The following is a 21,248-nucleotide window of genomic DNA, read 5'->3' as shown; positions in this document are numbered from 1 at the left end:
GTCACAAGCTATCAGCTATCAGCTATCAGCTATCAGCTATCAGCTATCAGCTATTAGCTCTCTGTATCCTTTGTGCTCTCTGCGGTGAGATCTGATTCATCCCGGAACTGCATATCGTGCAATTTACGATATTCGCCGCCCAAGGCCAAAAGCTCATCATGTTTTCCTTCTTCTACGATGGCGCCATCCTTGATGACGATAATCCGGTCGGCATTTCGAATAGTGGAGAGCCGATGTGCAATTACCAGGGTGGTCCTTCCCTGCATCAAATTATCCAGGGCCTTCTGCACCTCAAGTTCAGACTCAGTGTCCAAAGAAGATGTGGCTTCATCCAGAATTAAAATAGGCGCATTTTTAAGAAGCGCCCTGGCGATGGAAATCCGCTGCCTTTCGCCACCTGAGAGCCTGACTCCCTGTTCACCGATTGCGGTATCCCATCTCTGAGGTAACCTCTCAATAAAATCGTAGGCATAGGCGGCACGAGCGGCCGCTATTATCTCTTCTTCCGACTTCCTGACGTCGCCATAGGCTATGTTGTTACGTACCGTGTCATTGAAGAGGATTGTCTGCTGGGTCACTATGCCTATTTGGGAACGGAGGGAAGAGATGGTAACGTCTCTGATGTCTGTGCCGTCAATATAAATTGCGCCATCGGTTACGTCATAGAAGCGGGGAATAAGGTTGACCAGCGTGGTCTTGCCTCCGCCGCTAATCCCGACAATGGCCAGGATTTCACCGGCCCTCACATTAAGATTTATATCCCTGAGTACAACTGCCTCGTCATATTTAAAGGATACATTTTTAAACTCAATATGCTGCCGGATAGGCGGTAGCGCTACAACACCCTCTTTGTCTCTTATCTCAGGGGGAGTATCTAAAAGGTCAAAGACCCGGATAGCGCCGGCTACCCCTTGCTGTATCGCACTGTTGGCGCCGCTGAGGTTTTTCACCGGTTCATACAGCATTATCAGGGCTGTTAGAAAGGAAAAAAATGTACCCGGCGTTGAGGTGCCTTTTATGACCTGTAAGCCTCCGTACCACACTATAAAGGCAATTCCAATACCACCCAATAATTCCATAAGGGGATGGGCGACAGCCTTTACCTTAACGTCGCTCATAATGATGTCGTAAAGTCTTTTAATCTGCTTTCTGAATCTCTTGATTTCATACTCTTCCATAGTAAAAGCCTTTACGATACGACTGCCGGTAATACCCTCATGCAGTAATACAGTTACATCTCCAACAATCTGCTGGCTTTTGGTGCTGATGTTACGTAGTTTTCTGCCGAATTTAACGATAGGAATTACTGCGGCAGGAAATATCGTCATGGCTATAAGCGCCAATCTCCAGTCCTGATAAAAGATAACAAAAGTCAATCCGATTACAGTAAAAGCATCTTTTAACGTGCTAACAACGACATTTGAAACCGCACCCTGAATCATGCCTACGTCGTTTAGAACTCGTGAGATAAGGACGCCGGTTGGCGTACGATGGAAATAGGATAGGGATAGGCAATTTAAGTGCCTGTATACCGCTTCCCTGAGATCTGCCACAATCTTTTGTCCCACGGAGTTTATAAGGTAAAAATAACCATAGTAAAAAATACCTTTGCTCAAGAAAAGAAAAACTATGGCCAGCGGAATCAAATGGATCATGGTCATGTCTTTCTTAAAGAAGACTTCATCCAGCATGGGCTTTACTACATAGGCCGTGGCCGAGGTAAGAAGGGCCACTCCCACCATGCAGATCATGGCTACGGCCATTCTCTTCCAGTAAGGAACGATTAAGTTAAATAGACGTTTATAAATTGACATACAATTTCCGCCACACGAGCAGATGCACCCGGTCCGCCCAGCCTGTTTTTTACTCCTTCAAGTTCATTTTTCACAGTCTGGTAATACTTATCATCCACTATAATTTTATAAACCCCTTCCGCTATCCTCTGGCCGTTAGCCTCTTCCTGGACCAGTTCAGGGACGATCCTTCGACCGGCCACCAGGTTGACCAGGCCAATATGGGATACCCTTACCATTATTTTTCCCACAAGATAACTTAATCTCGAAACCTTATAGACGATTATCATAGGCACACCTATAATAGCCGCCTCCAGGGTTACCGTACCCGAAGCGGCGATAACGGCACGAGCCGCCTTCATAGTATCATAGGTCCCAGCTTCAATAACCTTAACGTTAAGCCCTGTTGGATGAATAAAGGCCTCAACGCATCTTCTATCGATAGTTGGAGCCAGGGGCAGGACAAACTGGATGCCCGGAATCTGTTTTTTTAATCTCCCGGCTGCGTCCATAATAGAAGGCATGAGGCTCTTTACTTCTTGCCACCGACTGCCGGGAAAGAGGCCAACAACAGGCCGGCTGCGGTCAATCTCAAAATGTTTGTAAAAATATTCGTCATCCAGGGCCGGCTTAACTATATCCAGAAGTGGATGCCCGACAAAATCCACCTCCATCTGATACCTACTGTAAAACTCTACCTCAAAAGGGAGGATAACCACCATTCTATTTACAAGCCGTTTTATCTTTCCGACCCGCCCGCTGCGCCAGGCCCATACCTGCGGGCTTATATAGTACATAACCGGAATTCCCAGGCCCCTGGCTTTGGCCGCTAAGAGGAGGTTAAAATCCGGATAGTCAATCAGTATAACCAGATTCGGCCGCTTATCACGCATGGCCTTTCGTAAAATACGCTGGGCCTGAACAATCTGCCATAGATGTGTGAATACTTCGGAGATGCCTACTACGGCCAACCGGGTAGAATCAAGGAGTGTTTTAACCCCGGCCTCGCGCATCTTTTCCCCGCCCAGCCCCCAAAAATCTATTTCGGGATTAATATCATGCACGGCCCGGACCAGACTGGCCCCGTGCATATCACCGGAGGCCTCCCCGGCTACTATGAGAATGTTTTTAGCTGACCCGGCAGGCATGTTCCGGCAAGGACATATTTAGTGAGCGACCAAGGTTCCCTATAGTCCGATTTATTTGTTTCATAATCTTTAAGGCCACATGGAGGGCCCTTTGGCCATCCTCGCCTGAAACAACCGGCGGCTTCCTGGTTCGGACAGAAGAGACAAAGGCCCTGAGTTCTTCTGCCAGAGAGTCACTCTCAGGAAAAGAAGCGACCTGTTCCTCAATGCCCGGGAAACCATACATACCGTTTTGGGTAGTTTTCTTAATAACTACGATTTCCCTTCGTGCATAATCGACGGACAGGTAGGCGTTGGGCTGGAATATTCTGATCTTCCGCATATTTTTATTAGAGATGCGGCTTACCGTGACATTGGCCGTACAGCCATTTTCAAATTCCAGACGCACATTGGCTATATCTGTATTAGGCGTGATAACCGGCACTCCGACCGCATGGATATTCTTAAGCTTTGATTTGACAATATTCAAGATAATATCAATATCATGTATCATGAGGTCCAGGACTACGTCCACATCGATTCCCCGGCCCTTAAAAGTTGAAAGCCGGTGAGACTCGATAAAAAGCGGATTCTCAAGGTGGTCCCTTAAGGCCACTACCGCCGGGTTAAAGCGTTCCAGATGGCCGACCTGCAAGATAAGATTTTTTGCCTTCGCCAGTTTAATCAACCGGCTTGCTTCGGATAGGGTACAGGTCATGGGCTTTTCAAGTAAAACGTCTATCCCCTGTCTGAGAAAATGGCCGGCGACCGGGTAGTGTAGAGTGGTGGGGACGACCACACTTACCGCTTCAACCTTTCCGATGAGATCCTTATAGTTAGTATAGGGTTTAGCTCCATATTTTTCTGCAATTTCATGGGCCCGTTTTTTGTCGATATCCACTACCCCAATCAGATCGGCCTCTGCCATAGATGCATATTTTTCGGCATGGTACTGGCCTAAATAGCCTACACCTACAACCCCGACTTTAACTTTCTGCATAACCTCTCCGAAAATGAATTTCACCGCAAAGGGCACAGAGAAAAACTGTATCTTTCCTTAGCGTTCTTTGCGTCTCTGCGGTGAATAATTTACAATAAGTTTACAGGGCAATAACGGCAATTTTACTGCGGTCGGCCTCCCGCAGCATCTCCTCTTTTTCAAAAATCAATACCTTGTCCGATTCGACGGCCAGACAGGAGGCCCGTACCTCCTGCATAGTGCGGATGGTCTGAAGACCAACCGCCGGTAAATCAAAACGAAGATCCTGTTTCGGTTTAAGAACTTTTACCACGACCGCCCCTTTATTAGCCAGTTGCCCGCCCCGCCGGATAGTTTCATCCGTCCCTTCGATGGCTTCCACTGCCAGAACGACCAGGTCTTTAACCACAATGCATTGCCCGATATCAAGTCCACCGATCTCCTTGGCCACTTTCCATCCGAATTCTACGTCGTTCATCTCCTCTTCCGTGGGCTTACGCCGGGTCAAAACACCCTTCGGCGACAGAAGAGACCGGAGAAACAGGGTTGATTCGCGGACTGTTATGCCCTCTTCCTCCAGGACACCGGCCAATGCCCGCAAGATGCCGTCATCCAGCCGGTTCTTTAACCTCGACCATACAGAAATGGCCTTCAGATCCGGCCAAACCTTTCTATAGATATTCTTTTTATCTATACCCCCGGCCATGACCACATCGCGCACCCCTTCTTGCTTGAAGATATCGATTATCTTCCCCAACTGGCCCAACTTTAGCCAGAAAATCTTATCTACAGTCTCAGCCAGTTCCGGCCTGGTCTCTCCTTTGTGCGCAATAGCTATGACCTCAAAACCTTCCCGGCGCGCCGCCTCGGAAAAAATGAGCGGGAACCTGCCGCTGCCCGAGATGATCCCGATTTTCCTGGTCATTTTCTTGGAATGCCCCTCTTGGAGTTCTTAATAAAATCGATAAAGTATTGAACCTCTGGCACCTGCAAAACCTCTTTTTCTGCGGTTTCAACGGCCTCTTTAAGAGTGAGCGGCGAACGGACTATTAATTTATAAGCCGCCCTCAGGGCATCTATGACCTCGGGCGAAAAATTATGCCTCTTTAAGCCGATAATATTTATACCAAAGAGCTTGGCCCTCTCCCCTGAAGCTATAACGTAAGGCGGGATGTCTTTAATGATACCGGATAAACCACCCACAAAGGCATAACCTCCGATACGGGAAAATTGGTGGACAGCTACCAGGCCGCCCAGGATGGCATGATCCTGGATTTCCACGTGCCCTCCCAAGGTGGCGCAGTTAGCGAAAATAACATGGCTTCCGATCTTACAGTCATGAGCTATATGTGTATAGGCCATCAAAAAGTTATAGTCGCCGATCCGGGTGACTCTTCCACCGTTTTCTGTCCCCCTGTGAATGGTGACATACTCCCGTATAATATTGCCGTTGCCAATCTCAACCGCGGTAGGGTTCCCTTTATATTTCATATCCTGGGGAGCCGCACCGATAGTCGCAAATTGCGCTATCTTGCAGTCTTCACCGATAGTGGTGCAGCCCTCTATGGTAGTATGGGGACCAACTGTAGTCCGGGCCCCGATCTTTACATCATTGCCAATTATGACATAAGGACCGATCTCGACACCCTCTGCCAAAACAGCGTTTGTATCGACAATAGCTGTAGGGTGAATCTTCATGTGATCTCCTTTTCTATAGCTATCAGCACTCAGCTATCAGCGTTCAGCTTAAGATATCGTGTGCCTTGATATTTTACTGAGAGCTGATGGCTGAACGCTGATTGCTAATTTTCATCCGACATAGCAGCCATCAGCTCGGCTTCAGCCACCAGCTTGCCGTCGACCGTGGCCCGGCCGGCCATCATGTACACCTTCATTTTTCGTTTCAGCATGGTTAAATCAAAGACAATCTGATCTCCGGGGACTACCGTCTTCCGGAAACGAACCTTATCCAGGCCGATAAAATAAAACAGCCTGTTTTTCATTTCCTCCTCGTTGGAAAGATAGGCCAGTATCCCCCCTACCTGGGCCATAGCCTCTAAAATCAGCACCCCTGGCATGATCGGCTGACCCGGAAAGTGGCCCTGAAAAAATGGTTCGTTAATAGTGACATTCTTAAGGCCTTTTATCGATTCTCCCGATTTGCACTCCAGGATCTTATCTACCAATAAAAATGGGTACCGATGCGGTAATATCTTCAATATTTCTCTGATATTTATCTTGTTTGTTTCCATGTTCATTTCTCATGTCCCCCTGCGTTCTTTTCCAGGTTGGCGATTCTCTTCTTAAGATTACGGACTTCTTTAAGAAGATCGGGTAAACGTCGATAGACAGCGCTGGCTTTTAACCACTCCTGGTGCGAAATGGCCGGGATGCCGGAGACTGTCGAATCTTCCGGCAGGGAACCCGGCACGCCCGATTTTGCCCCGACCATAACCCGGTCGCCGATTTTAATGTGTCCGGCCACTCCTACCTGGCCGGCCAGAATGACGTTGTTGCCGATCTCCACGCTGCCGGAAATACCCACTTGAGAAATGAGAAGCGTGTCTTCTCCGACTATCACATTGTGAGCCACCTGGACCAGATTATCAATCTTTGTGCCACGCTTAATCCACGTCTTTCCCAGGGCAGACCGGTCGATAGCGGTATTGGCGCCAATCTCTACTTCGTCATCAATCTGCACAATGCCAAGTTGCGGGATCTTAACATGTTTAGCCCCGTCCCTGGCATAACCAAAACCATCGCTGCCGATTACCACACCACTGTGTATTATGACCCGCGCGCCGATAATACACCTATCCATTATGGTTACATTCGGATAGACAGTACTCCTCTCGCCGATAGAAACCTCGTTTCCGATATACACGCCGGGATAAATGGTAACTCCCGAATCAACCCGCACATTGTCTCCAATATAGATAAAGGGATATATGCTGACGTTGGGATTAATCCGGCAGTCTTTGCCCATCCAGGCCTCTTTACTTATACCCCTTGCCTCAAATGGCCTGGCGCTGAAAAGGGCGGCTGCCCGGGCATAGGCCAGATAAGGGTTCTCTGTCCTTATAATGGGTACACGGGCCCCGGTCACCTCCATAGGCACAATGAGAGCCGATGCCCGGGAGGTTTCCATCTTTGTCAGGTATTTTCTCTGGGCGACAAAACTGATCTGGCCGTCTGTGGCCTCATCAAGGCTGGCTATACCGGTGATGATGAGATCGCCGTCTCCTACCAGTGACCCATGGCAATATTCGGCTATTTCTTTTAGTGTTTTCATTACGTAAGGGCTTTCAGCGATCAGCCGTCAGCCCTCAGCTTCAGATCCCACAGGTGCACCCATCATAGCTGATAACTGAATGCTGATCGCTGAGGGCTTATTTAAAAGGCTCCTCCAATTGTAAAATCCCAGCTACTCGATTTTTCACCCGGCTCAGGGTCTATGTTATAACCCCACTCCAGGCGCAGCGGCCCAATGGGTGAAAACCAGCGAAAACCGAAACCAACGCTGGTTCGGAGGTCGGTCAGGTTGTAACTGTCCTCTTCCCGAAAGGCGTTACCGGCATCAAAAAAGACCACACCCTTTAGCCCGGCCTTCTTTATCAGGGGAAATATATACTCAACGTTGAAGAGCAGCATCTTCTCGCCGCCTATGCGCTCACCGGTGGCCGGGTCGATAGGACTGATGTCACCGAACTTAAAACCGCGCACTGAATTTAGACCGCCCAGATAAAACTTTTCATATACAGGCAGCTTACCGTCCGGATTCTCCTTCACATAACCTATAGCCCCGTTAATGTGCCCCACTGTATCCCAGAAAAGCGGATAGTACCAGCCTGATTTGGCCGTGTACTTAGTATAAGCACTGTCACCCCCCAGGAATCCGCCCGCATACTCGATGGAAAAGCTGTTTATCGACCCGGCAGTGGGATCGACGTAACTGTTGCGTGTATCCCTCTCTATAGCGGCATTTAAGGAGCTGGTTACATGGATGTCCATGGACTCAACTATCACCCATGAGGCTGTGGAACTAACGTCCGACATGGTGGCATCTTCGAATCTATAACCGCCAAATACCCTCAGATTGTCGGTTAAGGGATAGCCCAGCCTTAATCCTCCGCCGGTACTCTTCTTGGTATAATCATCGTACTCCGTTTCCCAGTTGAAAAGGTCGACGCCGGTGGCCAGTTTGGTATCAAGAAAATAAGGCTCGGTAAAACTAAGGTTATAACGGGTGGAACGGCTGCTGGTTTGAGCCCGCAGACTCAACTCCTGCCCGCGGCCAAAAAGGTTTCGCTGTGATATCTCGGCCATACCAATAAAGTGCTCCACAGAGCTGTAACCGCCGCCTATACTGAAGGCCCCGGTAGGCTTTTCTTTAATCTCGACGTTGAGGTCCATTTTAGTTTCGTCAGTGCCTTTGACCGGGGCTATATTCACATCCTCGAAGAAGCCAAGCCTCTGCAACCTCTGATTGCTCTTACGCAGGCCTTCGGCGTTAAATTGATCTCCTTCCGCTATCCTGAGTTCACGTCTTATAACCTTATCCCGCGTCTTGGTATTCCCGGATATCTCTATACGATCGAAATGGACTTTTCCCCCGGGCTGAATAAAAAAAGTTATATTTACCTTTTTCCCCATATCATCCTTGGCGATCTCGGGTGCGACCTCGGCATAGGCATAACCGGCGTCCGCATAGACATCTGTTAAGACCAGGATATCCTTCCTTAAGACATCACGACTGTAGGTCTTTTCCTGGCGAATCTTCAATATCGACAGCAACTCCTCTTTTGGCTTTATGAGCTTACCCTCAATATCCACCGACCCCACTGTAAATTGAGACCCTTCCTCTATAGGGATAGTGATAAATATGAATTTCTCCTTGTGTTCGATCTCAGGCTCTCCGATCTTGGCCTCGATATACCCGTTGTTATAGTAAAATGAAGTTATCTTGGATAAATCACGCTCCAAAACATCCCGGTTTAAAATGCCGGAGGATGTGAGCCAGGATAAAAACCCCCTTTCCGTAGTTTCCAGCATATCTTTTAATTGCTTGCTGCCAAAGACCTTGTTTCCAACGAACCGGATCTCCTTTATATGCACCTTTTCGCCTTCTTTAATGGAAAAGGTCAGTATAGCCTCATTATTAGGCAGGTCTGATAACTTGTGATCCAGAAGTGTTCCGTAATAACCTTTCTCCCGATAGAGAGATCTGATCTTTTCCTCGGACTCCTGGATATCCTTGAGCTTTAAAATTGAGTTTGTCCGGACGCTGATTACTTCTTTTACTTTCTCCGTTTCGACACCGATATTCCCTTCTACCTTGATGTCTTTTATAACCGGCTTTTCTGTAACCATAAAGGTTACAATTTTCCCTTCCGGAGAGTCTTTAACATCGATATTTATCTCTGTAAAATAACCCATCGCAAAAATGGAGCGCATATCTTCGCTCAACCTGTCCTTGTTAAAAATATCGCCCGGTTTGGACTTGATATGGGTACGGATGGCCTCAGATTCAATCCTTCGATTACCGGAAAAAAAGACCTCTCCTATACGTTCTTTTTTTAAGACGGCGAACTGGATGTTGCCCACTATCTTATGCAGCGCCTTATCCAATTGTTCGGCCCCGGTGGTTTCGGCATAAAGTGGCATAGGACCTTTAGTGCCGGCGACCTCAAGCAGCCAGACATCCAGGCTCAGACGCTGGCCGATTTTAGTAATGCTGCCCCATACGATGCAATCCGCCCCCAGCTTCCCTGCCGCATCCCGCATATATTTGGCATCAAAAAGCCTGCTTCTGTCGATCTCCCCGACTACCCGGGCCGGTTCAATCACTTCAAAGCCCGCTGATGCCAGAGCAGACATCAGGTTCTTTTCCATCGAAACGACCAGGGAACTGATGTCTTCTTTACTGTGCACGATAAAAGGCGCAGCCGCTATAGTCTTTTTTTCTGCGGCTATGGCCGGTTGAAAAATAGAGCTCATCATGAAAAACAGGATCAATGACCTTAAAAATATCTTCATATCAAGAAAATCTCCCGGGATCAGATTGTTCCAGGCGTCCGTCAACTATAGTCAGGCAGCGTCCCATGCACTGGGCCAGCCGCAGATTATGGGTTACCACGATTGTGGCCATATTATTCTTTTCCCCCAGGCTCAAGATAAGATCGTGTACCTTCTGGCCTGTTTTTGCATCCAGATTCCCTGTGGGTTCATCTGCCAGAAGGAGCCGGGGGGACAGGACAATGGCCCGGGCCAGGGCCACCCTCTGCTGCTCACCTCCGGAAAGTTCTCCAACCCTGTGCCTCAGGCGGTCTTTTAACCCGACCTCACAAAGAACGTCTTCGGCCAGGGCGCAGGCGCTCTTTTTCTCCTGGCGGGCGATAAGGGCCGGGATCATCACATTTTCAATAGCGGTAAATTCAGGCAAAAGGTGGTGGAACTGAAAAACAAAGCCTATATATCTGTTTCGAAAGGCGGCCAGATCCTCGTCAGTTAACTTCGATACATCCAGTCCATTATAAAGAATACTGCCGCTATCCGGTAGTTCCAGGGTGCCAAGAAGGTGTAACAGTGTGGACTTGCCTACCCCGGAAGCGCCGACTATGGCCAAAGACTCTCCAACCTTTACAGTCAGGTCGATGTCTTTCAGCACTTCTATCCTTTGCCCGTCTGTGGCAAATGATTTGTGGATGTTACGGGCCTCTATGACCGGTCCGGTTCCCTGGCCCATGGAGAAGCCGGTGAGCAAGCCCTTGCTATTCATATCTCAAGGCAGTCGCCGGTTCCAGCCTTGAAGCCTGCCAGGCAGGATAAAGGGTAGCCAAAAAACTGATAACTATAGCCGCAAATGAAATTAAGGCCACATCCAGCGCCTCCACCTTTACCGGCAGGGTGGATATGTAATAAACATCGCTGGGCAATTTAATGAACTTATATTTTTTAAGCAGGCTCGTGAGGCCAAAACCACCTATAATCCCAAGTATGGTCCCGGTAAAGCCGACAATTACCCCTTCCATGACAAAGATTTTCATGATGCTCTTCCGCGTAGCGCCCATAGACTTTAAGATGGCTATATCCTTGTTTTTCTCCATAACCACCATTATCAGCGTACTGACAATGTTGAAGGCCGCCACCAGGACAATCAGGGCCAGGATTATGAACATGGCTATCTTTTCCAGTTTTAAGGCCGAAAAAAGGTTCTTATTCATCTTCATCCAGTCTCTGGTCCAGTAAGGATAACCAAGCGTGTTGTTGATAGCGGCAGCCACCTGGTCGGCCTTATAGATATCTGCTACCTTTACCTCCAGGCCGGTTATTCTGCCGCCTAAACCCAATAAAGATTGGGCCGCTCTCAGGGATATGAAGGCCATCGAAGAATCATATTCAAACATGCCACAATCAAATATACCGACTACCCTGAAGGCCTCCATCCTGGGTATGACCCCCACAGGCGTAATCATGCCGGTCGGGGACATAAGTTGTACCCGGTCGCCCCTTATCACACCCAGATTTTTGGCCAGTTCCCTGCCGATTATAATACCCGGAGTCCCTTCTGTGTTTCCCCCCGGCGCTTTCTGCCCGGAAGGAATCTCCAGATTTTCCAATGAACCTTCGACCATGTATCGATGCAGATTGATGACCTTTTTGGATGACTTAAGATCAATTCCTCTTAAGACCACGCCTGAGGCCCCGAGCTGCGAGCTCAGCATGGCCTGAGAATAAATAAAAGGAGTAGTAGCCACTACCCCTTTTGTCTTTTCTGCCTTTTCCTGCAGCCCTTTTACATCCCCAATGGAATCACCATATTTAAGCACCAGGACATGGGCATTAAGGCCCAGTATTTTACCCTTCAGATCCTCTTCAAATCCGGTCATAACCGCCAGAACGACTATCAGGGCCATTACCCCGACCATGACCCCGGCCACGGAAATAAAGGTAATCACCGAGATAAAGGTTTGCTTTCTCTTTGCCTTCAGATAACGAAGGCCGATAAACCATTCAAAGTTCATACTTGGTCGCAGGCCATAACCTATGAATTTAACGCTCAGGACGCAGATGCGGAAATAGAATTACGTCCCGGATAGAAGGTGAATCCGTAAAAAGCATAACCAGCCGGTCTATCCCGATCCCCTCCCCGGCCGCAGGGGGCATGCCGTACTCCAGGGCCCGGAGAAAATCCTCATCCAGAATAGGGACGATTTCCTCGTCCTCATCTACCGTATCCCTGTTCATTATCTGTTTAACCAACCGCTCCCGTTGATCAACCGGGTCATTCAACTCGGAAAAGGCATTGGCCATCTCCCGGCCGGCGATAAACAGTTCAAAACGATCTACCACCTCGTTATCCGCCTCATTCTTTCGGGAAAGCGGAGAGACCTCCAAAGGATAGGCATAGATAAAGGTTGGTTGGATTAGCTTCGGCTCCACCAGATGATCAAAGAGCTTTACGAGCGTCTTGCCGAGGCCGTCTTTTTCACCCAGTTTAATACCCAGGGAAACGGCATAGGCCCTGGCCCCTGCCTCATCATGAAGAAGCTCATCCTTCAACCCGCCGACTTGCACCAGGGCATCCTTCAATGCATACCTCTTCCACGGAGGGGTGAAGTCTATCTTATAATCCTGGTAAGAAATGACCGGCTGACCACAAATCTTACCGGCCAGCATGAAAAACATCTCTTCGGTAAGGGCCATCAGATCTTCATACGTGGCATAGGCCTGATAAAATTCCAGCATGGTGAATTCGGGGTTGTGCTGGATAGAGATGCCCTCATTACGAAAGTTGCGATTAATCTCAAAAACCCTTTCAAATCCGCCCACGACCAGGCGTTTCAGATATAACTCCGGGGCGATTCTCAGGTACAGCTCCATATCGAGGGCATTATGATAGGTCTTAAATGGTTTGGCCGTGGCCCCACCGGGAATGGGCTGCATCATCGGCGTCTCAACCTCCAGAAAACTCCTTTCAGCAAGAAAATTCCTCACTTCCTGGATTATCCGGATACGTTTCAAAAAGACTTCCCGTACCTGGGGATTGACCATTAAATCGACATACCGCTGGCGATAGCGCGTTTCCACGTCCGTAAGGCCATGGAACTTCTCCGGTAAAGGACGGAGTGATTTGGTCAAAAGGTTTAGTTTCCGGGCCAGAATCGTCAATTCGCCGGTTTTAGTCCTGAAAGTTGTCCCTTCAATACCCACAACATCGCCGATATCCAGACGCCTGCACACCTCATAACTTTCACTACCCAGGACATCCTTCCGCAAATAGACCTGAATCTTTCCATTCCCGTCCTGGACATGGGTAAAGATGCTCTTTCCAAAGTCCCTCAGTGCAATCATCCGGCCGGCTATAACGAACTTCTGATCCTCGCCGGGCAGATCATTAACCTGGGCATATTTACATATTATGTCCCCTATCCTGTCCTTGACCCTGAAGTTATTGGGATAAAGGAGAAATCCCATTTCTTTCAGGTCACTGGCCTTTTTTTGTCTCTGCTCTATAAGCTTGTTAAAATCTTCCACTTCTCGCACCGTATTGAACAAAAAAATTGACCGTCAAACCTAATTAACTAATTTATTTTCTTTGAATAGTCAAGCTAAATAGAGGCTATATAGCGCAGCCCTTCAAGTAGGACAAATCGTCCCAGAACAACCACTTCACAGGGCATGCTTTTGACAAAGACGGTATTCTCAGAAAGGCCGCCGGAGAGGTAAAGCTTGGGTGGGGATCCGGCAAAACGGTAGGCGTTTAGGGCGATGCCTTTAATGAAAGAGGCCACCGCCTCTTCCGGCCTGGCACCCTGAATAATGGCATCAAAGATGTGGCTGAGGCCCAGCACCCCGCAGGTCACTGATAAGTGGGTAGATGGCACGGACATTCGGCGGTGATCGAGATCATAATACCTCTCCAGTAATTCTATGGTAAACCCAAGGGAGGCCCCGCACTCGGCATTCCACCCCGTATCCCTGACCTTATCCCCGCTGAAACTCACAAATTTCAGGTCCCGGCTGCCGCAATCCAGGATGACAAAATCGTCCTCTTTAATCAGCCTCTTCGCGCCGCGGGCCAGGGCCGTAAGCTCATTAACGTAGCGTTCTCCGAACCGCGCCCCATTATGGCCGGTGGCCAACGTAGTACGGAGACCGCCAGCTATATCCATACTGCGCACAATGCGCGGGACAGGTTCTTTTTCTATATCCCATAATTTTGTATATGATGTGCCAAAATCGCCTAATATCAATTTATTGCTCCATTTAGCTCAAGAAATGCTTGAACTTTTGACCTAGTGCTGTGCCCCATATATACATCAGCATCCACATAGAGTCCACAGGGATGTCTTCTGGCCAGATAATAGGCTAAGGCCGTCTTCTGACAAAAAGACTGGGCAAAGAATACGGTAGGGACATCAGGGTTGGCTATTTTTTCCAACTCTGCATCAGCCGGGGTCTTATTCTCCATACACCTCGTCCAGCCAAAGACATGGGTGCGCGCTGGGAACAGAGTTAAAATAGAAAAGTCCCTCGGCGGTACGCCCCAGAATCCGGCCACCGGCTCACATCGAACCAGATCATTTTTTATTGCCTCCGGCTCTAACACACTCTGCGTTATCAGCTCCATTTTTTCCACCAAAGGCAGGTCGCTCTCGCAGACAGGGTTACCGAAACGCGTCTTATCTTCGTTGCGTGTCTGAATAATCGGGATATTAAGTTCTACTTTCAAGATATCAGCAAGATAAAGGGCCCCGCTGCACTTTCCCTCGCCCACATCTATGTAAATGGCATCTAAAGACATCTTCTTGGCATTGGTCAAGACCGTGCGCAGGATGGCACAATAAACCCGTGGTATATACGAAGCCGTAATCTCAAGGTCAGGTTTTACATGCAGGGCATCAAGATCATAAATCTTCGCGCCTTCCCCTTTAAGGCGGAACATAACCTCCCTCGGAGGCATACCCACTATTCCAACGTTTATATCCACTAGACGATCCCCAAGGATTTCGATCAGAATAATAACCAATAATTAAGAAAAAATAAACAAAAGTTGGTCTAATGGAAGGTTGAATGCCTATTGGTAACTATACATGGTCAGAGATAGATAAGACAAAAAATCGTTGATGTTTTGACAACCATATCATATCCTAACTTTTGGATAGTTTTAGATATCGGCAAGCTATACATAATTTTTAGCTGAAGAAATAACCACAACGTTTATTTGTCGGTCTACCTAAGCCCTTCCTCTGCGTAGGACGAAATGATTGCGTAAGTGTGAACCCTGTAGGATGTTGACGATATCGCCGATATTATGAGAAACTATTTGAACATGCATAGCGAGTGCATTCCCCGCTGCTTGCAGCGGGATTAGCGAGCGAATACGATGCATTTTACCTTGCATACGGAGATCCCCCGTCCGCCCAAGGCGGACTGCGGGGAGCTTCAAACCGAACCTGCCTTGAAATAGCGAACTGAAATTGTTGGCTAATCTGGGAGTCGCAAAATGAAAGATGAAGATAAGACAAAAGAGCAACTGCTGAATGAATTGCTAGAACTGCGCCAGCGGATACCTGAACTGGAAGCGTCAGGAGAGGGGTGCAAGCGGGCAGAGCAGTCATGGAGAGAAAGCGAAGAGCGATTCCGGACTATTGTCAATACCGCCCTGGATTCAATTTTCATTAAGGACGGTTCCTGTAAGTATCAGTTTGTGAATACGGCCATGGAGAGGCTATTTGGTGTTCCAGCTTCGGGGCTATTAGGAAAAACCGATGAGGAACTCTTCGGGAACGATGCGGGAAAACATATAAATGAGATAGACCGTCGTGTACTCCAGGGGGAAGTTGTGGAAGAAGAGCACACAAAACCTGTGCAAGATGTTTTGACAACCTTCCACGTCATAAAAGTACCGATGAAGGATACCGCCGGTAACATTGTTGGCTTATGTGGCATAGCAAGAGACATCACCGGGCGCAAGCAGGCTGAGCAGGCGCTGAAAAAGACTCATGAGGAGTTGGAACGCCGTGTCGAAGAGCGCACCGCCGATTTGGCCAACAAAAATAAACAGTTAGAGTTCGAAATCGCCAAGCGGAAGCGAGCGGAGGAAACCATAAGGCGCAGGCTTCAATCTGAAAAAGTCGTTTCCGCTATATCTTCGCGATTAATCAATGTTTCCAAATTTGATGATGCCATTAATGATTCACTTGCCGATATGGGGAAACTCAGCGGTGCGGACCGGGCTTATCTCTTTCTTTTCCGTCAAGATGGGGCCATCATGGAAAACACTCATGAATGGTGTGCCGAAGGAGTGACTTCAGAAATAGATAATCTCAAAAATCTTCCTTCCGAGATGTTTCCCTGGTGGACGAGGAAACTTCATAAGGGAGAAGTCCTTAATATCCAGGATGTTTCAACCATGCCTGCGGAGGCAAAAGCCGAAAAGGAAATGCTGGAACGTCAGAACATCAAATCGTTCTTGGTATTGCCTGTCAATATTAAAGGGAAAATCGCCGGATTCATAGGCTTTGACAATGTAAGGGAAGCCGGGGCATGGACTGACGATGATTTGGCGATTCTGCGCACCTCTTCAGAGCTTATCGGGAACGCCCTCGAGCGCAAGCGAGCAGGGGAGGCCCTGCAGGAGAGCGAAGAACGGTACCGAACACTGTTTGATTTGTCCCCCCAAGCGATAGCGCTCACCGATGTATCCAGCGGGAGATTGATTGGGGTTAACGACAAATTTTGTGAGCTGACAAAATATACCGTGAAAGAGATCCTTGGCCGGACTACCACAGAATTGTTTTACTCGAGGGATAAGCGGGATAACTTCATAAGGAAGTTGCAGGAATCAGGAGAGATCCATGGATTGGAAATGGATTACAGTGCCAAGGATGGCTCGATTATCAATACACTCATGTTTTCCAAACTAATTCGGATTGCAGGAGAGTCATTCATCCTTACAATATTTCTTGACCTGACGCATCTCAAGCGTCTCGAGGCTCAACTACTCCAGGCCCAGAAGATGGAAGCCATCGGTACTTTGGCTGGAGGTATTGCTCATGACTTTAACAACCTGCTCATGGGTATCCAGGGAAATGCTTCTTTAATACTCCTAGACATCGACCCGGATCATCCACATTACAAAAGGATAGAAAGCATCCAAAAACAGGTTCAAAGCGGGGCTAAACTGACCGGGCAACTTCTTGGATACGCCAGGAAGGGAAGATATGAGGTCAAGCCTCTTAATCTCAACGAACTGGTAAAAGAAAGCTCTGAGGCTTTTGGCAGAACCAGAAAGGAGATTACGATTCATCGAGAGCTTCCAGAGGATTTATTTACCGTTGAGGCAGACAAGAACCAAATTGAGCAGGTGTTGTGGAACCTGTATGTCAACGCGGCAGATGCCATGCCTGGCGTGGGAACCCTTATCTTGAAAACCATGAATGCGACCCATGAAGATATGAAGCGCAACCTGGGTGATCTAAGCCCGGGCCACTATGTTCGGTTAACAATTACTGACACAGGCATAGGGATGGATAAAAAAACCATGGAGCGCATCTTTGATCCGTTCTTTACGACCAAGGAGTTGGGCCGGGGTACAGGTCTTGGGTTGGCTTCTGCCTACGGCATTATCAGGGGCCATGGCGGATATATTGATGTCGATTCTGAGAAAGGGGCAGGTACTACCTTCAGTATTTATCTGCCTGTATCAGAAAAAAAAGCCCGGAGAACTACCAAAGCTGCTGAGCGACTTGTCAAGGGAACGGGAACCGTTCTCCTGGTAGACGATGAAGAGGTAATCCTGGAAGTAGGTCAAGAATTGCTGAAGGTCATGGGCTACAGAGTACTGATAGCCAGGGATGGAAAAGAGGCTATTGATGTGTATAGAAACAATCGGGATGACATAGACATTGTTGTCTTGGACATAGTAATGCCCAACATGGGTGGCGGTGAAGCCTATGACCGCATGAAGGAGATTAACCCCAATATAAAGGTACTCCTATCAAGTGGGTACAGTATTGAGGGCCAGGCAGCCGGGATATTGGAACGTGGCTGTAATGGTTTTATTCAGAAGCCCTTTAATATCAAAGCACTGTCTCGTAAGATAAGGGAGATTTTGGAGAAGCAATAGGCTATAGTGCTCCACCCGAAATGACAACTTACTATATATTGTGACAGCGTTTGGTTAAAAGTTGTCTTCGTCGGTATCCGTAGAGTCGCAAAAACTAAAAAGGGCTATCCGCCTTTGGTGGATAGCCCTCTGATTTTAAATGGCTGGGGGACGAGGATTCGAACCTCGGTAGACAGATCCAGAGTCTGCCGTCCTGCCGCTGGACGATCCCCCAACAATATTATATTATCCTATGGCTTACGCCGTGAACATGCACAGCGAGCGCATTCCCCGCTGCTTGCCATCCAAGTCCGACCTTGGTGGGCTGCAGGGAGCTTCATTAATTAAGGAAAAAACCGGGAAAAGTCAAGGACAAATTGGGCTCCGACCTTTAACAGCCCTGACCTTAATCAGACAGGCCGTAGCGTTTTATCTTCTCGCGGAGGGTCTTACGATCAATGCCCAGCGCCCTGGCTACCTCGGACTTGTTCCCTTTATAGCGATGCAATACGTGCGCAATATGATTGCGCTCCATATCGGAAAGGGCGTAAGAACCGGCAGATAGTGACGGGCTGGAACCCGGCAACCCGGCATACATAAAATCATGGACGTCCAAGGTCGGCTTTTCGGTCAGGATAACCACACGTTCGAGCGTGTTTTCCAGCTCCCGCACATTACCCGGCCAATTATAGTTCATCAATGACTTCAATGCCTCATCAGATATAGAAAGGCCGTCTCTTTTATACTTGGCGCCAAGTCTCTCCAGAAAATACAGGACCAATACCGGAATATCCTCCTTACGCTCACGAAGAGGAAGGAGATATACGGGCATGACGTTCAGGCGGAAAAAAAGGTCCTCGCGAAATGCCCCGCGCTGGATGGCCCCATCGAGATTCTTGTTCGTAGCCGCAATAATACGGACATCTACTTTAATGGAACGATGGCTGCCGACCTTGGATATGGTTTTCTCTTCTACGGCCTTGAGCAGCTTGGCCTGGACATCCAGGCTGATATTGGCGATTTCATCAAAAAAGATAGTGCCGCCTTGCGCCAGCTCGAATTTGCCGATCTTGGTAGCCTCTGCACCGGTAAAAGAGCCTTTGACGTGCCCGAAGAGTTCGCTCTCAAAAAGGGTTTCCACCAGTGTTCCGCAATCCACGGCCACAAAGGGATTTTTACTGCGCTGGCTCATCTCATGGATCTGCCTGGCCACCAGTCCCTTTCCGGTTCCGCTCTCACCGGTTATAAGTACGGTGCTGTCCGTCGGCGCTATTAGTTCCATCATACGGATGATCTTGGACATCGCCTTGCCTTGATAGACAATGCGGGGCGTACCCTCTTTACTCTTAAGCTCCTGTTTCAGATAAATATTCTCCATGGCCAGGCGCCTGGTATCCATGGCCCGTTTTACCAGTATGCGAAGCTCGTCCGGCTCAAAAGGCTTTGGGAAAAAGTCATAGGCCCCGGATTTCATGGCCTCTACCGCCAAAGGTATAGTGCCAAAGCCGGAAATAACAATTACCACCGCCTGCGGGTCCTGCTCCTTGATCTGGTTAAGCACCTCCATGCCGCCCATATCCGGCATCCTCATATCCAGCAGAACCAGATCAAAGGAAGACTCTTCGAATGCCTTCAAGCCAGACCGGCCGGTGGCAGCCGTGCCCACCTCATAACCTTCCCTGGAGAGGGCATGGTAGCAGCCGTCGCGGATGGCCTCGTCATCGTCGATAATTAGTATCTTACCGCGCATCCTCATGGTTATCTTTTCCTACCGGCAGTTGGATGATAAATGTCGTGTCCTCTCCTGGTCTGGAGTTGATCTGAATCGATCCCCCGTGCTTCCGGATGATTCCGTGACTGATGGAAAGGCCCAGTCCAGTCCCCTTGCCACGTTTTTTCGTCGTAAAAAAGGGCTCAAATATCTTGTTCAGGTTTTTCTTGCTTATACCCGGCCCGGTATCTTTAAAGTACATGAAAAAATTAGACTCTTCCTTCGAATATCCGGTCTCAATCGTTAAGGTCCCCTGCCCTTCCATGGCCTCAGCCGCATTAATCATCATATTTAAGGCTACCTGCTCCAGATTGCTGCGATTTCCCCATACCCGGGGCAGATTCTCGCCCAGCTTCATCTCTACGCGAACCGGCCTGAAGAGGATGTGGTCACAAATCAGGTCGAACATATCGAGGATAACCTGGTTGATATCCACCCACTCCCTTTCGGCCGTGTCACTGCGGCCAAAATCAAGGAGCCCGCGCACAATCATACGGCAACGGGTCGCTAATCTGGAAATCTTCTCCAGACGCTGGGCCTGGGCATCGCCTTCAGGCAGGTCTTCCAGGGCCAGTTTCGCGTACATCAGTATGCCGCCCAGGGGATTATTAATCTCATGCGCCAGCTCTGCGGAAAGCTTACCCATGGCCGCAAGTCGCTCCAGATGTAAAAGCTGTTTCTCCAGCCTTTTGCGTTCACTGAAATCCCTGACAATCCCCTCATAGCCGACGACCTTACCGCTTCCATCCCTTATGGCATTCCCGGTCAAAGAGACGGAGATCTTGCCGCCGTCCTTTTTTCTGAGCGTAAGTTCATAATTACGTATAAAACCTTCCTGCTCGATCCTTTTTCTAAAATCCTTCTCATCCTGCGGATAGTAAGATAATTGATGGATTGACCCCACGGCCAGTAGTTCCTGCGGTGAGGCATATCCAAGGAGGCTGGCGCCATAGGGATTTACAGCCAGCAATCGACCCTCCCTGTCCGCTATAAAAAGCATCTCCGGGGCCTCTTCAAAAAATCGGCGAAAACTTTTATCAGAAATCTCCATCGGATTTGTTCTATCGTAACAATTTAGATTTTCGAAAGCCTGTCGTAAATGCGATGCCCCTCCAGAGGCGGGTCTTTGAGTTATAAAGCCTAAAGTGTTACCACTTATATGAACGAATCCGGAAATCAAGAAATCAGGAATAGAATAGTATTTTTCTTCATGAGTTCCTGAGTTCCAAATTTAAGAATCTGTAGTATTCCAGGCTCTTGAAATCCAATGTTTTCAACCAGCTAATAATGTCACATTCTATCTAGTTCCCCTTCGGAACCCCGTCGCGTTCTTCTTTTGTAGGAGCACCTTCCAGGTGCGATTTCTGCTTCCCAGATGGACACTATCTAATAACAAACAGGGTAAAAGTCAATGTCAACGTCCCTACGTGCCCTCGATCCGTCTGCGGTCCGCCGTAGGCGGACT

At 48.5% G+C, this 21,248-nt stretch carries 16 protein-coding genes and 1 tRNA gene; 1 reads left to right on the top strand and 16 read right to left on the bottom strand.

Features of this window, described 5'->3' with window-relative positions:
- Positions 1-53: 53 nt before the first annotated feature.
- From msbA to RDU59_07900, 13 genes are all read right to left on the bottom strand, one after another.
- Positions 54-1,814, bottom strand: a complete 1,761-nt coding sequence (gene msbA / locus RDU59_07960) for a lipid A export permease/ATP-binding protein MsbA (GenBank protein MDQ7838412.1) — start codon at positions 1,812-1,814, stop codon at positions 54-56.
- Positions 1,784-2,941, bottom strand: coding sequence for a lipid-A-disaccharide synthase (lpxB, locus tag RDU59_07955; protein MDQ7838411.1), 1,158 nt, complete (start codon positions 2,939-2,941; stop codon positions 1,784-1,786). Before lpxB ends, msbA begins: the two co-directional genes overlap by 31 nt.
- The gene (locus RDU59_07950; protein ID MDQ7838410.1) at positions 2,922-3,920 is read right to left on the bottom strand and encodes a Gfo/Idh/MocA family oxidoreductase; all 999 of its coding nucleotides are present in this window, start codon (positions 3,918-3,920) and stop codon (positions 2,922-2,924) included. Before RDU59_07950 ends, lpxB begins: the two co-directional genes overlap by 20 nt.
- Positions 3,921-4,020: 100 nt before the next feature.
- Positions 4,021-4,824 carry a UDP-2,3-diacylglucosamine diphosphatase LpxI gene (gene lpxI / locus RDU59_07945; protein ID MDQ7838409.1) on the bottom strand — a complete coding sequence of 268 codons (804 nt, stop codon included), beginning with the start codon at positions 4,822-4,824 and terminating at the stop codon, positions 4,021-4,023.
- Entirely contained in the window at positions 4,821-5,597 is a 777-nt protein-coding gene (gene lpxA, locus RDU59_07940; protein ID MDQ7838408.1) for an acyl-ACP--UDP-N-acetylglucosamine O-acyltransferase, read from the bottom strand. The genes lpxI and lpxA overlap by 4 nt, the downstream gene beginning before the upstream one ends.
- Before the next feature lie 104 nt (positions 5,598-5,701).
- Entirely contained in the window at positions 5,702-6,151 is a 450-nt protein-coding gene (fabZ, locus tag RDU59_07935; GenBank protein MDQ7838407.1) for a 3-hydroxyacyl-ACP dehydratase FabZ, read from the bottom strand.
- 2 nt (positions 6,152-6,153) lie between these two features.
- A complete protein-coding gene (lpxD, locus tag RDU59_07930; protein MDQ7838406.1) occupies positions 6,154-7,191 on the bottom strand; it encodes a UDP-3-O-(3-hydroxymyristoyl)glucosamine N-acyltransferase in 1,038 nt (345 codons plus the stop codon).
- A gap of 101 nt (positions 7,192-7,292) precedes the next feature.
- A complete protein-coding gene (gene bamA / locus RDU59_07925; protein MDQ7838405.1) occupies positions 7,293-9,935 on the bottom strand; it encodes an outer membrane protein assembly factor BamA in 2,643 nt (880 codons plus the stop codon).
- 1 nt (position 9,936) lies between these two features.
- Positions 9,937-10,644: an ABC transporter ATP-binding protein gene (locus RDU59_07920; protein MDQ7838404.1), complete on the bottom strand. Its 708-nt coding sequence runs from the start codon at positions 10,642-10,644 to the stop codon at positions 9,937-9,939.
- Between the two features lie 25 nt (positions 10,645-10,669).
- Positions 10,670-11,923 (bottom strand): lipoprotein-releasing ABC transporter permease subunit, encoded by a 1,254-nt coding sequence (locus RDU59_07915; GenBank protein ID MDQ7838403.1) that lies wholly within the window; start codon positions 11,921-11,923, stop codon positions 10,670-10,672.
- 28 nt (positions 11,924-11,951) lie between these two features.
- Positions 11,952-13,436 carry a lysine--tRNA ligase gene (lysS, locus tag RDU59_07910; protein ID MDQ7838402.1) on the bottom strand — a complete coding sequence of 495 codons (1,485 nt, stop codon included), beginning with the start codon at positions 13,434-13,436 and terminating at the stop codon, positions 11,952-11,954.
- A gap of 74 nt (positions 13,437-13,510) precedes the next feature.
- Entirely contained in the window at positions 13,511-14,155 is a 645-nt protein-coding gene (locus RDU59_07905; protein ID MDQ7838401.1) for an ATPase, read from the bottom strand.
- On the bottom strand, positions 14,152-14,892 hold the full coding sequence (locus RDU59_07900) for a hypothetical protein (GenBank protein ID MDQ7838400.1): 741 nt from the start codon (positions 14,890-14,892) through the stop codon (positions 14,152-14,154). The genes RDU59_07905 and RDU59_07900 overlap by 4 nt, the downstream gene beginning before the upstream one ends.
- Positions 14,893-15,408: 516 nt before the next feature.
- Here RDU59_07900 and RDU59_07895 point away from each other — a divergent pair.
- The gene (locus tag RDU59_07895; GenBank protein ID MDQ7838399.1) at positions 15,409-18,033 is read left to right on the top strand and encodes a PAS domain S-box protein; all 2,625 of its coding nucleotides are present in this window, start codon (positions 15,409-15,411) and stop codon (positions 18,031-18,033) included.
- A gap of 140 nt (positions 18,034-18,173) precedes the next feature.
- Here the strand turns inward: RDU59_07895 and RDU59_07890 are convergent.
- From RDU59_07890 to RDU59_07880, 3 genes are all read right to left on the bottom strand, one after another.
- Positions 18,174-18,247 (bottom strand) — tRNA-Gln (locus RDU59_07890).
- 171 nt (positions 18,248-18,418) lie between these two features.
- On the bottom strand, positions 18,419-19,768 hold the full coding sequence (locus tag RDU59_07885; protein MDQ7838398.1) for a sigma-54 dependent transcriptional regulator: 1,350 nt from the start codon (positions 19,766-19,768) through the stop codon (positions 18,419-18,421).
- Positions 19,752-20,834: an ATP-binding protein gene (locus tag RDU59_07880; GenBank protein ID MDQ7838397.1), complete on the bottom strand. Its 1,083-nt coding sequence runs from the start codon at positions 20,832-20,834 to the stop codon at positions 19,752-19,754. Before RDU59_07880 ends, RDU59_07885 begins: the two co-directional genes overlap by 17 nt.
- Positions 20,835-21,248: the final 414 nt, after the last annotated feature.

The organism is Thermodesulfobacteriota bacterium (assembly GCA_031082315.1).
Taxonomy (GTDB): Bacteria; Desulfobacterota; QYQD01; order QYQD01; family QYQD01; genus QYQD01.
Note: the sequence above shows the minus strand (reverse complement) of the source record. Positions and strands in the feature narration are given on the sequence as shown.

Coding starts and splice junctions, on each gene's coding strand:
- msbA (MDQ7838412.1), bottom strand. CDS start 1,814: ATGTCAATTTATAAACGTCTATTTAACTTAATCGTTCCTTACTGGAAG.
- lpxB (MDQ7838411.1), bottom strand. CDS start 2,941: ATGCCTGCCGGGTCAGCTAAAAACATTCTCATAGTAGCCGGGGAGGCC.
- RDU59_07950 (MDQ7838410.1), bottom strand. CDS start 3,920: ATGCAGAAAGTTAAAGTCGGGGTTGTAGGTGTAGGCTATTTAGGCCAG.
- lpxI (MDQ7838409.1), bottom strand. CDS start 4,824: ATGACCAGGAAAATCGGGATCATCTCGGGCAGCGGCAGGTTCCCGCTC.
- lpxA (MDQ7838408.1), bottom strand. CDS start 5,597: ATGAAGATTCACCCTACAGCTATTGTCGATACAAACGCTGTTTTGGCA.
- fabZ (MDQ7838407.1), bottom strand. CDS start 6,151: ATGGAAACAAACAAGATAAATATCAGAGAAATATTGAAGATATTACCG.
- lpxD (MDQ7838406.1), bottom strand. CDS start 7,191: ATGAAAACACTAAAAGAAATAGCCGAATATTGCCATGGGTCACTGGTA.
- bamA (MDQ7838405.1), bottom strand. CDS start 9,935: ATGAAGATATTTTTAAGGTCATTGATCCTGTTTTTCATGATGAGCTCT.
- RDU59_07920 (MDQ7838404.1), bottom strand. CDS start 10,644: ATGGGCCAGGGAACCGGACCGGTCATAGAGGCCCGTAACATCCACAAA.
- RDU59_07915 (MDQ7838403.1), bottom strand. CDS start 11,923: ATGAACTTTGAATGGTTTATCGGCCTTCGTTATCTGAAGGCAAAGAGA.
- RDU59_07895 (MDQ7838399.1), top strand. CDS start 15,409: ATGAAAGATGAAGATAAGACAAAAGAGCAACTGCTGAATGAATTGCTA.
- RDU59_07885 (MDQ7838398.1), bottom strand. CDS start 19,768: ATGAGGATGCGCGGTAAGATACTAATTATCGACGATGACGAGGCCATC.
- RDU59_07880 (MDQ7838397.1), bottom strand. CDS start 20,834: ATGGAGATTTCTGATAAAAGTTTTCGCCGATTTTTTGAAGAGGCCCCG.